Source organism: Methanobrevibacter sp., assembly GCF_051877095.1.
Taxonomy (GTDB): domain Archaea; phylum Methanobacteriota; class Methanobacteria; order Methanobacteriales; family Methanobacteriaceae; genus Methanocatella.
Window position 1 is genome coordinate 121,846 of record NZ_JBJEIO010000007.1, and the last position, 15,743, is coordinate 137,588.

Annotated in this window: 13 protein-coding genes; 1 reads left to right on the plus strand and 12 read right to left on the minus strand. The window is 27.3% G+C overall.

The genetic code is table 11. The features are described 5' to 3' along the window. Window positions 1-5: 5 nt before the first annotated feature. The 9 genes from ACI389_RS05805 to ACI389_RS05845 form a co-directional block, all read right to left on the minus strand. Complete coding sequence (locus ACI389_RS05805; RefSeq protein WP_439780606.1) at window positions 6-1,733, minus strand: ABC transporter ATP-binding protein; 1,728 nt, start codon at window positions 1,731-1,733, stop codon at window positions 6-8. A 9-nt stretch (window positions 1,734-1,742) separates the two neighbouring features. Then, window positions 1,743-2,675, minus strand: a complete 933-nt coding sequence (locus ACI389_RS05810; RefSeq protein WP_439780595.1) for an ATP-grasp domain-containing protein — start codon at window positions 2,673-2,675, stop codon at window positions 1,743-1,745. 11 nt (window positions 2,676-2,686) lie between these two features. Continuing rightward, on the minus strand, window positions 2,687-4,393 hold the full coding sequence (locus tag ACI389_RS05815) for a GH3 auxin-responsive promoter family protein (RefSeq protein WP_439780596.1): 1,707 nt from the start codon (window positions 4,391-4,393) through the stop codon (window positions 2,687-2,689). Window positions 4,394-4,400: 7 nt separating this feature from the next. Then, complete coding sequence (locus ACI389_RS05820) at window positions 4,401-4,697, minus strand: STAS domain-containing protein (RefSeq protein WP_292761977.1); 297 nt, start codon at window positions 4,695-4,697, stop codon at window positions 4,401-4,403. Beyond that, window positions 4,684-6,630, minus strand: coding sequence for a PP2C family protein-serine/threonine phosphatase (locus ACI389_RS05825; protein ID WP_439780597.1), 1,947 nt, complete (start codon window positions 6,628-6,630; stop codon window positions 4,684-4,686). Before ACI389_RS05825 ends, ACI389_RS05820 begins: the two co-directional genes overlap by 14 nt. An 8-nt stretch (window positions 6,631-6,638) precedes the next feature. Next, window positions 6,639-7,391 carry a DUF4013 domain-containing protein gene (locus ACI389_RS05830; RefSeq protein ID WP_439780598.1) on the minus strand — a complete coding sequence of 251 codons (753 nt, stop codon included), beginning with the start codon at window positions 7,389-7,391 and terminating at the stop codon, window positions 6,639-6,641. A 136-nt stretch (window positions 7,392-7,527) separates the two neighbouring features. Next, the gene (locus ACI389_RS05835) at window positions 7,528-8,589 is read right to left on the minus strand and encodes a CapA family protein (protein WP_292761970.1); all 1,062 of its coding nucleotides are present in this window, start codon (window positions 8,587-8,589) and stop codon (window positions 7,528-7,530) included. A gap of 77 nt (window positions 8,590-8,666) precedes the next feature. Continuing rightward, entirely contained in the window at window positions 8,667-9,092 is a 426-nt protein-coding gene (locus ACI389_RS05840) for a universal stress protein (protein ID WP_178788431.1), read from the minus strand. Between the two features lie 2 nt (window positions 9,093-9,094). Then, window positions 9,095-10,798, minus strand: coding sequence for an ATP-binding cassette domain-containing protein (locus ACI389_RS05845; RefSeq protein WP_439780599.1), 1,704 nt, complete (start codon window positions 10,796-10,798; stop codon window positions 9,095-9,097). Between the two features lie 90 nt (window positions 10,799-10,888). On the opposite strand from ACI389_RS05845, the gene ACI389_RS05850 reads away from it, so the two are divergent. Continuing rightward, entirely contained in the window at window positions 10,889-11,182 is a 294-nt protein-coding gene (locus ACI389_RS05850) for a hypothetical protein (RefSeq protein WP_439780600.1), read from the plus strand. A gap of 5 nt (window positions 11,183-11,187) precedes the next feature. On the opposite strand, the gene ACI389_RS05855 is transcribed toward ACI389_RS05850, so the two are convergent. The 3 genes from ACI389_RS05855 to ACI389_RS05865 form a co-directional block, all read right to left on the minus strand. Beyond that, complete coding sequence (locus ACI389_RS05855) at window positions 11,188-11,724, minus strand: zinc ribbon domain-containing protein (protein ID WP_439780601.1); 537 nt, start codon at window positions 11,722-11,724, stop codon at window positions 11,188-11,190. 102 nt (window positions 11,725-11,826) lie between these two features. Beyond that, window positions 11,827-13,578 carry an excinuclease ABC subunit UvrC gene (uvrC, locus tag ACI389_RS05860; protein WP_439780602.1) on the minus strand — a complete coding sequence of 584 codons (1,752 nt, stop codon included), beginning with the start codon at window positions 13,576-13,578 and terminating at the stop codon, window positions 11,827-11,829. A gap of 3 nt (window positions 13,579-13,581) precedes the next feature. After that, the coding region (locus ACI389_RS05865; protein WP_439780603.1) for a DUF3320 domain-containing protein at window positions 13,582-15,743 on the minus strand (2,162 nt) is incomplete at its 5' end.

Here is a 15,743-nt window from a genome sequence, read left to right on the forward strand (position 1 = left end):
TTCAATTACTCCTTATTCATATATGCTTGAGATTCATAAATCTCTTTATAAATTTCACATTTTTCTAACAATTCTTCATGGGTTCCTTGACATACAATACGTCCAGCATCAAATACTAAAATGTTATCTGCATCAATAATAGTACTTATTTTTTGAGCAACCATAAACACAGTCTTATCTTTGAGTAATTCTTTTATATTCTCCCTTACAATTTTTTCAGTTTTCATATCCAAAGCACTGAATGTATCATCGAAAATATAAATGTCTGAATCTTTGGCAATTGTTCTTGCAAGACTTAATCTTTGTCTTTGACCACCTGAAATGTTAGTACCATTTTCTTCTATAATACTATCAATTCCAGAAGGAAGACTTTTAAATGCATCTGTGAAAAGTGTTATTTCACATGCTCTTTCAATATCTTCTCTTGTAATAGAATCATCACTCATTCTAATATTTTCAATTACAGTGTCATTGAATACCATTGATTTTTGACTTCCAAAACTTATTTTTGAATGTAATTCTTTTAAATCAATGTCTTTTATATTGACACCATCAATTAATATTTCACCAAAGGTAGGATCATACATTCTATTTAATAAATACATTACAGTACTTTTTCCAGATCCAGTAGCTCCAATTAGAGCTGTTGTTGTTCCTTCAGGTGCTTTAAAATTGATATCAGCTATTACGTCCTTTGCTCCTGAATAACCGAAAATAACATTATTAAATTCAACACCTTTAAATGAATCTTCTTTATATTCCTGTTTAATTGGATTATTAAGTAATGTTGGTTCATATTCAAAAACTTCTTCTATCCTATTTGATGCAACAATAGCTTTAGGCATTATTTTTACAATAAATGGAATTAATGCTAAGCTACTTAAGAAATATGTGATATATTGGAAGAATAATAATAAATCTGCAACATTAACCATATTATACTGTAATTGAATTCCTCCAACATAATAAATTATAACAACAGCTACATTCATTAACAATACAGCCATTGGAGCAACATAATATAGTTTTAATGAAGATTCAATATTTAATTCATAAGAATCATCATTTGCCTTTTCAAATTTATTCCTTTCATAATCTTCTTTTCCAAATGCTCTAATACTTCTTACACCGTAAACTTTCTCACGTAGCAATAAATTTAATCTATCAACACTTACTTGAAGTTTGTTGAAAAAGATAATACTCTTATTACCTTTAATAAACATAAATAAAATTGTTATTATAAAGAATACAATTAAAATTGCAGCTAATGTTCTATTAATTAAAACAGTTTCTATAATAACTCCCACAATAACAAATGGAATTAATAAACAGCTTCTAAGAAGATTTAATATGAATAACTGGATTACATTTATATCTCCAGTAGCCCTATTCATCAAAGATGCACTTTCAAATTTATTAAAATCATATAATGATAAATCTGTTACTTTCCTAAACATTTTACTTCTTAAATCAAATGAAACTTTTCCAGTGATATATGAAGTTATATATGATACCAAAGTAACCATTATCATTGATCCAAGAGTATAAATCAACATTAATATTCCACTATTATAGATTACTTCAAAGTTGTTGACTTTTACACCATTATCAAGAATTACCTTGGACATGTTGATTATTTCAATTTGGAAATAAACTTGAAGCAATACGAATATTAATGTTAGGAGAACATGCTTCCAGTATTTTTTCAGTGCGCTTATTACTAATTTTTTCAGAAAATCACCTTATTTTAATAATTTTTGTGGTAATTCTTTAAATATTCTTATTGTTTCTTCATCATTTTCTGCTATTGCTTTAAGTAATTTACTAAATCCTGGGAAAGTATTTACTTCACAAAGATAAAATTCTTCATCATTTTCACCAAATAAGTAATCAATACTTCCATATGGTAAATTAATAGCTTCAGCAACTCTAAATGATAAATCTAATAATTCCTCAGAAGGTTCATAATCTTCAATTCTTCCGTTAACATGAGTATTTGATCTAAAATCATTTCCTCCACTGCTTCTAACAAAAGAATAAATTAATTCATTATTTGCAATAGCTATTCTTAAATCTCTACCTTTACTTGTCATTATAGCTTCTTGAGCTATGTATTGATTATTATTTTCTGCTGCAAAGAGCATTGTTAAAATTGTTTCAAGCTCTTTTTTATCCTTTGCTAAAGTAACTCCTTTTCCTTGAAGACCATCCATTATTTTAACAACACAAGGAAGACCAATATAATCCACAATCATTTCAGGAGTGGTAAATTGATTTATAAGCATTGTTTTTGGAATTTTAATTTCTGGAATAGCTTCTTTTATTAATTGTAAACTGTATAATTTATCTTTAGCAATTTGAGTTGTTTGAACACTATTTATGTATTTACATCCTTTAGTTTCAAACATTCTTTTGGCTGCTTGTAAATTATAATCATCACGATGGGATAAAGCAATACTAATTGCAAAGTCTGGTAAATCCCTTAATTCTCCATCATAATAAAATTTACCCTCCTCTTCATTATCCAAAGTTACAGTAATTTTTTCATAATCTAATATATCTAAATCCAAATTTAAACTATTTATCAAGTTTAAAGCAAGTTGAATATCTTCAGGAGGATTTTCTGATTCAATTAATCTTTTATATAGTTTATCTGCAAGTATTACTCCTTTCATTTTTTTCACCTTTACAAAATATATTCTTTATCTGGTTTTTCAGTAATTATAAGAGGCAATTTTATTTGTGATTTTGGAACGTTTCCTTTTGATTTCATTGCATATAATGATTCTGTCCATCCATTTTTCATTAAAATTACCTTTAACGGAGTCATTAACCCCATTCTATTATATAATTCATATAATTCAAAGCTTTCAATTAATATTTCATTTAACTTACTAGCTAATTCATTAGCCTTAATTTGAATTTCTTTTTCAAGTTCAATATAAATCTCATAATTTTTTTCATCATGATTTTCAAAAATTTGAACTTGTTTAAAACTTAAATTTAATCCATCTTTTATTTTATTTACAACTTCAATAGCAGGAATTTTTTCTTGAGATATATTCAATATTTCTCCAGATTTTGTTTTAAAGATTAAATTAGGTGTTGTTCCAGTAAAACCTATAATTTCTACAATATCATGAAGCTCATATCGATATAAACCACCATATGTAGTAATTATCAATTCATACTCTTTATTTGACTCAACTTTATCTGCAGTCAATATTTGACCATTCTCAAGGTCTTTAAATTCATAAAATCCTCCAAATATAGATAATATGCCTTCAGGAGTATCTGGTTTTGTAGGAATTGTAAATTTACCTTCACTAGCTCCATAACCCACATCAAAGAAAATAGTTTTTTCATCAAGATATTTTCTTGAAGTTTCTGAATTAGGACCTACTGATCCACCTAACCAAAATTTAGTTAACATAACATATGGCCAATAATTTTTTGGAATAAATTGATCTTTTCCTTTTTTCAATAATTCTTCTAAAAAATTAGCTCTTTTAGGGAATGCTTCCATTTGGCTTTCATAATACTTCCTATCTTCATCTGAAAGATTTAATCTTTTAGTTATAGTACCATTTCTTAAATCATTAATTAATTCTTCTGCATGATCCATTGCATATTCCACTTTAATATTAAAGTTAGATGCATTATTAGTTGTTATATAGAGAATATCCTCAAATCTTAGTGAAAAAAGCATTACAAGATAATTATTCGCTTCATCATCATTTTTAGTCATTAATCGTGGAGGATATGATATTCCTTTAGTAAATGCTGATTTTTCAAAAGACATTCCAGATGCAAAACCAATTGGAATTCCAGCAGATGTTTCATAATTATCAGTTTTACTTGAAAATGTTAAATAATGCATATTCTGAACAATATTTGATAATTCAGGAACATTAACATCTTTTGGATTTAATCCTTTACTTATCAAATACTTATTCAATTGAGAATTTGGATCTGCTTTACTCATTAACAAAGTTTTTAAAAGATAATAATTTCTTAATTTGTAAACAGTATTTTTGATATTTTTTGAATCTTCATTTTCAGGTATTAATTTTGATTTCCCAGAACTTGTCCCTGAAGTCATTATGAAATATTCTATATCTTGAGCAAATAATTGATTATTCTCTCCTAATTTAAGTTTTTCAATATATTCTTCATAATCAGAATATTGAGATAGGGGAATGTTTTTTTGGAAATCCTCTACTGATTTGATATTTTTAAAATCATGTTTCATTCCAAACTCTGTATTTTCATTGCTTTTAAGTATATCTTCTAAAACGGTATTTTGAGTTTCACTACAATTATGACAATATCCTAACCAAGCTTTTTCTATTTCAGTTAGTTTTAATTTATCCAATTCTTCATATATTGTCATATTACACCTAATTTATGTTCATGATGTCTATAAATCCTGTAGCTTCAAAAACTTCCATCACAAACTCATTTACATTATTTATTTCCATTTCCCCTTGAGTATTCATGATTTTTTGACTAGATAATAAAACTCTTAATCCAGAACTACTTATATAAAGTAATTCTTCAAAATCATAAACTAATTTCTCAACACCTTCAATATTATTCTGAATGAATTCTTCTAATTGATGGGATGTGTTTGTATCTAATTTCCCAACTAATTTAATACTTAATTCATTTCCATTTTTATTATCAATTATTTCCATTTTCATCTTCTCCAATTTTATATTCAAATATCATCATGGTTATATCATCAAATTGCTCTTGTGATCCTTTGAATTTATCTAATTCACCATTCAGATAATCAATAAACTCAATTGAATTTAAGTTATTGTTATTTATAAGTTCTATTAATCTGTCTTCATTAAATAGTTCTTCTTTATCATTATGTGCTTCAGTAACTCCATCAGTATACAAATATATTTGGAAATCATTACATTTTAAAGAAACACAATGTTCTTTATATGGTATATTTTCCATAGCTCCTAAAACAAGCCCATGTTTAGAATCCAACCATTCAAATGTTTCTCCATTTTTGATTAAAGGAGCATTATGACCTGCATTAACAAATTTAAGTTCATTTTTTCTTAAATTTATAACACCTGCCCATGCTGTTACAAACATTGATTGAACATTATTTTCACAGAGCCTATTATTAACAGATTTCATTGTTTCTGCTAAAGAAGCACCACTTAGTAATTGAGTTTTAATTAGTTCTTTTGCAATTACAGCAAAAAGTGCTGCAGGGATTCCTTTTCCAGATGCATCTCCAATTACAATACATATGTTTTCAGAATCAATCTCAAAAAAGTCATAAAAATCTCCACCTACTTCACGAGCAGGTTTCATTGAGGCATTAATTGAGTACTTTTTATCTTTCGGGAAATTAGTAGGTAATTTGGACTCCTGAATATCCTTTGCAAGTGTTAATTCTGTAGATATCCTTTCTTTTTCAGAGGTAACATTCTCCAAATCAGACATCATTTTTACAATTGAATTTCCCAATATCCCAATTTCATTATACTTCTCAAAATAATCTTGATATCTTTCCATTAAACTTTCTTTATTTACTTCTTTACTATCTTTTGAATTAATATATTCTCTAGTAAATTTTGAAAATAATGATAAAGGATTAGTTATGTTTTCTTCAACATATTTAAGAGCAATTAATCCTGGAACAAAGAATGCTAACCATCCTATAAACAGATATAACAATATTGAAATAGTGAATCCTAAACTATTTTCAATCATCATGCTGCTTTCTCCAGTTTTAAGTGCAATTAAAATAGCTAATGATGTAAATAATAAAGAGATTCCAATGATAAAACCTAAGAATATCAATATTAATTTCTCAATAATTGGTTTATAAATTGATTTTTCTTTAATAACTGGATATTTAACAGGTTTTGTTGTATAGAATAATATTAAGATACATATTGAAATAATAAATAGTAAATTAATATACTTATTACTTTCACCCACAGCAATCATGATAAAGAATACTACAATCAATATTATTCCAATTAATAAAGCTAAGTTATACCATTTATCTTTAATTTTAGGATTTTTATTTACTGAAGGTATTGTTAAATCGATATTTTTCAAATTGGATATTATAATACCAATTACTCCTGTGAAAAATCCAAATACAAACGAATTTAGGAAATAATTCAATGTAGTTAATGAAAATAAACTAACATTCTGTGAATCATGTAATAACATTATAATTAATACTGTATATAGTATAGTGGATACTAATATTACGCCACAGAATTTTGCTAAATGAAAGATAGTCCCTAACTGAGGAGCAGTTAATTTTCCATTTTTAGAAAAATTATACCATAATTTATAAGGTAAATATGCATATAAAAAATCTACAAAAAAACATATGAAAGTTTCTAAAGGAGGATGTCCTCCTGCTAAGTCAGTTAATAAATTTGCAAACGATACACCTAATGCTCCCCATCCACCAAATAATAATCCTAAGATAGGGTATAATCCAATATGAGCTTCAATATGTAATGGACTATAATATCCAATATAATACTTTAGGATATATAATTGAGTGAATATTAAAAAAGAGATTATAATTTTTTTATAATTATTTTTAATATTTTTATAAAAATTATTTAAATTCATATTTTTACCTAAATTGAGTATTCATTTCCAATGCTTTTGAATAAAAACATAGCTATATAAGGCACTAATATATAACTTGAAATTATTAATCCTACATAACTAATATAATAGACTTTATCACATACAATGCCCATAATAATCATCAAAATGAACATTATTAGCATCCATAAAGTAAAATGGATTATTCCTATATTTTTTAAGTCTTCAATTATCTTTTTTATATTAACACTTTCCAATAGATTATTAGTGTGAGATAATCTAGCTAATGCAATTACTGTAAAATAAATAAAAAGTAATACTATAAAAAGGTTAATTAAAAGGACTATAAATGAATAATCATTAAACATCACTGATAAATTAATAGTTAATCCATTAACACCTACTTCAAGTATATCAAAATAATATTCCCCAGTTCCAGTAATATAAGTAATTAATAAGAATAATATTAAAGGTATTGCAATGCCAAAGGAAGAAATTAAAAATCCTTTCACACCTATTCCAAATTTTTCCCACCATCCAAACTCAAATTCATTAGTAGTTAGTCTGGTTTCCTGGATTATAGAAATCAAATCTCCCATTATTATAATCAGTAAAATAATAGAATCTATAATACAAAAAATAGTTAGAATAGGATTATCTGAATTTAAAAAGACGAGAGTATTAATGTCTAAAATAATAAATAATGTTCCAAGTAGTATAAACTTTTTATACTTCCTAATTGGATACATCAATGATTCTTTAAAATTACTTTTCAAATCCATTTAATCACATTTTATCAGTATTTTATTAAAATATACATTAAGACACTATATGTGTTTTTATCATCCTAATAATATAATATATCGTATTAAACTGAATAATTACGATTTAATAAAAGAAGAGTTTAGTTTTAGTTCATTAATCTGTTAGATTATATGATACTCTTCCAGTTCCATCATCCTCAATTATTAATTTATCACATGAAGGACTCAAACTCTCAAGTAATGATTTTCCATTATCTGGAGACATAAACTGAGGCAAATAATTTACAATACAAATTGGATGAACTGTGCATTCAACAGTTTCATTAACTAAATTTATTTCTACAAAATAAGCAACATGTGTATCTGGATTTTTTTGATCAAAAATAAAGTTTCCTAAACTGTAAAAAATCATTGACCCGTTGTAAAATTCCATTCCCTGAGGAACATGAGGATGTGAACCTAGAACAATGTCTGCTCCTGCATCAATTACTTCATGAGACATTTTTACCTGATTTTCATTTGGAGATGTACTATATTCATTTCCATAGTGGAAAAATACGATTACACAGTCTGAGTTTTCATGAGCTTCTTTAATGTCCTTACAAACACTAGAATTATATGCTGAGTAACCTGGTGAGTCACTGGTAGCAACTGGCATTACTTCATTACTGTATTCTGCAAAGTTTTCAGAATCCATGAAATTGAATATTGTAATATTACGACCATTAATCTCTTTTGTAACACCTTTATGTGCCTCATCTACATTATCACCCGCACCGATTGGTGTTATGTTATTTTTCTCAAGATTTTTGATTGTATCATGCATACCATCAATTCCATAGTCGAATGCATGATTATTTGCAAGTGAAGCTATAGTATTTGGATTATTTCGAGCTAAATAAACAAAACTAGGACTTGTTTTAAGAGGAACATCTCCTTTAACTGCATTTTCTGAAGTTGTAGCTGCATTCTCAAAATTAATTAAAAGTAAATCTGTTTTAGAAGTTACATTAACTACATTTACAAAAGGATTTTCCCCACTTGAAAGTATTCCTTCCATGTTACGTGCAAACATAACATCTCCTGTAACAGCTATTGATGCATTACCTTTGTGTTCATTAACAACGATTTTACTACTATCAAAAGCCATTAATCCTGCTAAAAGAATCAATAATACAATAATAGCTACTATGACTAATTTTCTAAACTTCTTCATTTAAACACTGCCTACTATATCCCATTATTCAAGATTTTACAAAATAATACCAATAATATAATATTAACATTCAGTAATTACTTAATTAATAATACAGGTACATCTGAGGTTCTCAAGAGTCTTTCTGAAACTGAACCTATTTGAGTATCTGAAACACAACTCTCATCAAAAGATACAAATCTGTTATTATTTGAACCATGTGCATGAATAACAACTAAATCAGCACGTGTTTGATCAACAATGAATTTCATATCTCTTAAAGGATCAGCAGTGATTAAATGTTCAGTTACTTCAATTCCAACACTATTAGCCTTTTTAGTAATTTTTGATAAAATTGAATTGCCTTCATCTTCTTCAGAATCATAGCTACTAAAAGAAAACTCTTCAAGAACATTAACTGCTGCAATTTTAGAGTTAAACTTTTGAGCTATTTCAATAGCAACATCTGCTGCTTGATATCCATAATCAGAACCATCTACAGGAACTGCAATAATATCGAACATATTTATTCTCCTTTTAAATAATCTGCATGACAAAAATCAATGAAATTATCAACGATCTTATCAATATCTTCACTATCATCAATAATTTTTCCATCATCCATAAATACTGCTCTATTACTTACTTCTTTAATAAATTCAGTATTGTGGGAAATCATTACAATTGTAATTCCATAGGTTTTTGATATTTTTTTAAGAGCATTAGTGACATCTCTTAAAGTAACTGGATCTAAATCTCCAAATGGTTCATCTAAAAGTAAGAATTTTGGTTTGGAAACTAATATCAATGCAAGCATTACACGAACTTTTTGACCTCCAGATAATTCATATGATTTCCTATGCAAAATATCCATGTCTAAATCAAGACTTTCAAATATATCTTTAACTGCTTCTTTTGTTGCAGTTTCAGGGAATTTAGGGAATAAATCATCTAAAATATCAGAATCAAGACCAATTTTTTTCAATCTGTCTCTTGCTTCTATTTCAGGTAAATCAGTGAGTAAATAAAATGAATCTAATAATTCTTCACTAAGACCAATTTTTTTAGCTCTTTCTTTAGCTTCATTGATAATATTTTGATTCTTATAACCTAATCTAGTAGCTAACTGACTTAAAACAGTAGCATAATGACTTAATGCAAATTCTTGGTGCATGAAACCTAATTTAGATCTGATTTTCATACGTCCAAGACCTGGAATGTCAATGTCATTCCACTGACCATCAACATTATACATAACTTCTCCTTCATCAGGATCTTCAAGTCCACCAAGCATTCTTAAAAGAACAGTTTTACCAGCACCACTTGGACCAATAATACTTAAAATATTTTCTTTTTGAACATTGAAGTTCACATCTTCAATTTGTAAAACTTCACCACCACTTAATAAGAAAAACCTTTTTTGAATATCATTTAATTGAATAACATCCTCATCAGTTGCAATATTCTCTATATCAACAATATCATCCATGTCTGCCATGAATTTATCACAAATTTCATTTGCAGAACCCTCATCAACAATTTCACCATCTTCAAGTAAAATAACTCTATCTGCTAAATATTTTTGAACATCTGGTAAGTGAGATACAATAATAACAGTTATATTCAATTCTTTATTGATTTTTTTAACTGCATCTAATATTTCTTGTTTTGTTTTAGGGCATGCCATAGTTGCAGGTTCATCAAGAAGTAAAGCTTTAGGTTGTTTAGCAAGTTGTCTTGCCATAATAAGTCTTTGTTTTTCACCACCACTTAATACGGATGCATAATGATCTTGTTTATGAGTTAAAGAAACTAATTCTAACAGTTCATCAGCCTCATGACCAAATTCACTTTCTGCAACTTCAAAATTAGTATCTCCTTCATCAAAATATTTTCTTGCATATAATTTTCTTAAGACATTTTCACGAACAGTATCTGGCCATATACCAAAAGATCTTTGAAGATGAATAGCAGTTTCCTTTTTAAGTTTATTATAATAAAATTGAGATGATTCTGAAGTAACTTTTGCTTCACCTACTTCAATACTTCCACTATCTATATGTTCAACACCTCTAAGTGCTCTTAATAGAGTAGTTTTACCTGAACCACTTTTACCCATAATACCTAAAATTTCACCTTCTTTAACTTCAAAACTAACATCATTAAGTGCAGTGATTTTAGTTCCATCAGCTAATTCATAATCTTTACTTACATTTTCAACTTTTATCATTATTCATTGCCCCATTATATATCAATACAAATTTATATTAATGAAAGTATTTATATTTTATATTAATTAATTTTAAAAAAAGTGATTTAAATGACTAGTGGAAAGATTCAAGAATATCAAAATATATTAGAAGAAGAAAAACTTATGATTGAAACTCATTTTGTGAATATAGAAAGGATTTTAAGAGAACCTGAAAAAATTGAAAAAGACAAACTATTTGCACTAATGAATAACTACAACACATTAAATATTCAATATGAGCAACTATGTAACAATCTCATTGAATTCATCAAAATATTTAAAGATGATAATCAAGAAATTAGATTATACAAAACTGATGAATTAATTAATTTATTAGACTCAAAAATTAACCAAATAGACTAACTTAACTAATTATAATTAATTACAACAGAACCAGCACTTGTAGTTGAATTTTCAGCTACAACTTCACCATTTCTTAATAATTTTATGTGTAACTCACCTTCACCATAATCAGCTTTTTCCGCAGCAATAGTTACACTATCCCAAGCAGCACAATCAAGCACGAAGGATTTAGTACCATGACTTTCTTCATTTACAAGATAATTTGGACTACCCATTTTAGCTGCCCAACTACCTCCATATTCAATAACTGCTTTATAAGGATAAGAAGCAGTCTTATGAATAGAACCATCATCAGTGATTAAATTTAAAGAATCTTCGTGAGAAGGTTGAGTATTATTATAAATAAATGAAAATAATAACAGTGCCACAACAATTATTCCTAACACAATAACAATTTTTTTTGCTATACTTATATTCCAACTATTACTCCTACGAGAATTATCAATTCTATTCCCATTAGAATCAGTTAGAAGATAACTACAATTATCACAATATACTGCTGTGGATGAATTCTCATAACCACAACGTGGACATTTAACCATAATTAAAAAACCCTTTTTTCATTTCTTATAACAAGTTTATTATAAAACTTATATTTAAAATTAATGGAAAATTACCTAATTCTAATAAAAATTGATATAACCTTAGTGATAATAATTATAGACGTTTTCAGCTGTTTTTAAATTCATGCCGTTTATTTTAGCTAGTTCCTCAATTGATGCATGTTTGATGTTATCAACACTACCAAATTCTTTTAAAAGACTAATTTTTCTTTTTTTACCAATTCCAACGATATTATCAAGAGAAGAAGACTGAATATCATCACTACGGAGTTTTCTATGATAAGTTATTGCAAAGCGGTGGGATTCATCACGTACTTGCTGAAGTAGATGTAATGCAGTGTTATTTTTAGGAATAATAATTGGACGTTTAGAATTTGGAATATATATCTCTTCAAATTCCTTTGCAAGTCCAATAATAGGTATATGAGTAAGATTTAATTTCTCCAATACACCACAAGCCATCCCTAGTTGTCCTTTACCCCCATCAATCACGATTAAATCAGGTTCAGGATCATTATCAATCATTTTTAATCTACGAGTCAATAATTCCTCCATCATCGCAAAATCGTTCGGACCAGGAGTTTCCATCCTAAAATGTTTATACATTTTTTTATTAGGTTTCGCATCTTTAAATGATACTTTTGAACCAACAGCAAACTTACCTGAAATGTTACTAATATCATATCCCTCAATTACATGAGGTACTTTTTCAAGTTTAAGGTATTTTTTAAGCTCAATTAATGAATTTTCCATCTTTTTCTTTTGATGTTCAATAATTTCAGCATTTTTCTTAGCCATTTTAACAAGTCTTAATTTAACACCTTTTTGAGGAACTTTAATTTTAACTTTATTCCCTCTTAAATCACTTAACCAATCTTCAAGTAATTCTTTATCATCAATATTCTCATCTAAAAGAATTTGCTTAGGAATATGTCTGTTATATCCATAATACTGTTGAATAAATGAAAACATGATTTCAGAAGGAGAATCATATTTAGAACCACTCATTAAAAAGTCATCACGACCAACAATCTTACCATTTCTAATTGGCATTATAATGACAACTACTTCATTTTTACCTATAGCCATAGCTATTACATCTTGATCTAAATCATCATCCACTAAATCAACAAATTGTTTTTCCATTATTTCCTCAATAGATGCTATTTGATCTCTTATTACAGCTGCTTTTTCAAATTCTTCACAATTTGCAGCTTCCATCATTTCTTTTTTTAGATTTTTAACAATAGTTGAATATTTCCCTTGGAAAAACAAATCAATTTTGTTTATAATTTCTGAATATTCTTTTTTAGATATTCTTCCATCACATGGAGCATAACATAAATCAATTTGTGAATTTAAACAAGGCCCATTCATATTACGACAAGCCCTTATTTTAAACAAAGATTTTAAAAATTTAACCGTTTGTTTGACTGATCCCACATCAGTAAAAGGACCAAAATATACTCCATTTTTTGTTACATTTCTTGTAATAACAAGACGTGGAAATTCTTCATCAGTAATTTTAACATACGGATATCTTTTATCATCCTTTAACTGAATATTATACCTTGGACGATGCTTTTTGATTAAATTAGCTTCTAAAATTAATGCTTCTTTTTCTGAGTTAGTTATAATATATTCTAAACTATCAAAATGACTCATTAAAATTTGAGTTTTTGGTCTATCAAGTTTTTCACGAAAATAAGATTTAACTCTTTTTATGAGATTTTTCGCCTTACCAATATAAATTATAGTATCATTACTATCCCTCATAATATAGACGCCAGGTTTATTTGGTAAATTATCAGGACTTTTAACTTTAGTTGACATGACCTAACCTATAAATTCAACAATATCATTATTTAGTTTAACTTTATTATTCGCAATCATTAAATCTAAAACACTATTAATTCTTGTTGCTGTCTTTTTAGAAGTTGATTTAAAACCAAAGTTACGTGATGTTTCTTTTGCAACTTGTTTTGTTGTAATATTTTTCTTATGAATCAATACAGTTTCAATATTTTTAGCAATTTCTTCATCTGAAATCAAATCAATATTTGGCTTAATCCTCTTTCTAATGACAATATTATTATTTGAAGCATTATATAAGAAATCTCCAATTTTAATGATATGACCTGAGTTTTCAGCTTCACTTATACCCTCATTGACACGATTTTTCAACTTAGCTCCTGCTCTTTTGATATTACAAGAATCTTTAACTCTTTTTGTAACTTCACTAATATGAATTGGACCTTCAACATCAACAATATCATTAATAGACTTAGCAACCTTATCAACAGACTGTTTGTACAATTCATCTGATGAATGTAATCCAATATCCTCAATTTGAACATAATCAACTAACTCATCTTCCATTTTTCTTTTACCTGGAAGCTTATTATCATCAAATGATTTAAATTGATTATTTTTTCTATATCTTTCACGTTCTATTTCTTTATAATCTTCATTAGCACTTAAAATAATATCTTCTAAGGCTTGATCTTTAAAATCTTCTCTTCTTTCCTCTTCATGAACTGGAACAATAACATCTTTTTCTATTATTTCTTCTTCAAGATTATCCGCCATCATTTCTTTTTCAATTCTTAACTCCTCTTGTTCAGCGAATGTTAATTCTTCTTCCTTTTTAATGATTTTATCTGAATCATCATCACTTGGTCTACTTAAATAATCCATTGGATTAAATTCTTCAGTTCTATCAACAACAGAAACATAATCTATCTGAGTCGGATTTTCAATTTCCTTTAAAGATTTATTGATATATTCCATGTCCTTTTTGATTCCTTTAATAGAATCCCTAACAGATTTTGGTTTTTCTTCTTTATAATAGAAATTATTTTTTCTAAGTTTACTTTTCACATCATTTGAACCCTGATAATAAGAGACTCCATCTATATCCTCAGAGTCTTCTTCAATTTCTTGTTCTGTAATTTCATTATCTTCAAGGATTACTTCATTATCTTCTGGAATATCCTCTTTGATTTCATTTTCTAATTCAACACTACTTGGATTATTAACTTCATTGATTTTTTTATCATTTTCAAATACATCCTCAAGGAACTCTTCCATTGCTTTACTTACAATATCAACAGCTTTTTCATTGATTTCATCTTCATTCAAATCAGGTAGTTCATCAGTAAATATATTTAATTCTTCTCCTTCAGTATAATCTCCATTAAAAGTTAATTTTTCAATATCCTCTTTAGGAGCTGGCCTTTCCAAATTATCATAATTTTCTTTAGGAGTTGGTTTTTCAAGAGTTTCATCAGGTAAATTATCATTGAAAATATTCAATTCTTCATCATCATAAACAAATTCAGCTTCGACAACAGAATCATCACTTGGAGCTGGTTTATATTGATAATCATCCTCCTCGATTATTTCACCCTTAACAGTTTCTATTTCTTCTTGTTCAAGATGTGGCTCACCGCTAATAACATCTGAAATAATTGATTTTACAAAATTACTACTTTTCATACGATGTTTTTGATCATGTGACTTTTTATCAACTTCAAATTCCTGTTCCTCTTGGACTTTATCAACTTTAAAATCAGAATCATCATACTCTTCATTTAATACATGTTCATCATTACTATGATCAACATAAATATAATCCTCATCAGACCCTAAATCAACTTTATCCTCATTGATAGATTCCATTGTTTTAGAAGATTCACTATCAGTAACTTCTTCTTCATCTAAATCAGATTCATTAAAAGAATCCTCCTGAGATTCATTAAATTTATTATTACTGTGATCAACAACAATAAAATCATCAGAATCCAAATCAATATTCTTATCTTTATCAGATACTTCTTTAGACTCCTTATCATTACTATGATCAACAACAATAAAATCATCAGAATCCAAATCAATATTCTTATCTTTATCAGATACTTCTTTAGACTCCTTATCATTACTATGATCAACAACAATAAAATCATCAGAATCCAAATCAATATTCTTATCTTTATCAG

Bases quoted from the DNA above. Each gene is read 5' to 3' on its own strand.
- ACI389_RS05810 (WP_439780595.1), bottom strand. From the start codon at position 2,675: ATGAAAGGAGTAATACTTGCAGATAAACTATATAAAAGATTAATTGAA.
- ACI389_RS05815 (WP_439780596.1), bottom strand. From the start codon at position 4,393: ATGACAATATATGAAGAATTGGATAAATTAAAACTAACTGAAATAGAA.
- ACI389_RS05820 (WP_292761977.1), bottom strand. From the start codon at position 4,697: ATGGAAATAATTGATAATAAAAATGGAAATGAATTAAGTATTAAATTA.
- ACI389_RS05825 (WP_439780597.1), bottom strand. From the start codon at position 6,630: ATGAATTTAAATAATTTTTATAAAAATATTAAAAATAATTATAAAAAA.
- ACI389_RS05830 (WP_439780598.1), bottom strand. From the start codon at position 7,391: ATGGATTTGAAAAGTAATTTTAAAGAATCATTGATGTATCCAATTAGG.
- ACI389_RS05835 (WP_292761970.1), bottom strand. From the start codon at position 8,589: ATGAAGAAGTTTAGAAAATTAGTCATAGTAGCTATTATTGTATTATTG.
- ACI389_RS05840 (WP_178788431.1), bottom strand. From the start codon at position 9,092: ATGTTCGATATTATTGCAGTTCCTGTAGATGGTTCTGATTATGGATAT.
- ACI389_RS05845 (WP_439780599.1), bottom strand. From the start codon at position 10,798: ATGATAAAAGTTGAAAATGTAAGTAAAGATTATGAATTAGCTGATGGA.
- ACI389_RS05850 (WP_439780600.1), top strand. From the start codon at position 10,889: ATGACTAGTGGAAAGATTCAAGAATATCAAAATATATTAGAAGAAGAA.
- ACI389_RS05855 (WP_439780601.1), bottom strand. From the start codon at position 11,724: ATGGTTAAATGTCCACGTTGTGGTTATGAGAATTCATCCACAGCAGTA.
- uvrC (WP_439780602.1), bottom strand. From the start codon at position 13,578: ATGTCAACTAAAGTTAAAAGTCCTGATAATTTACCAAATAAACCTGGC.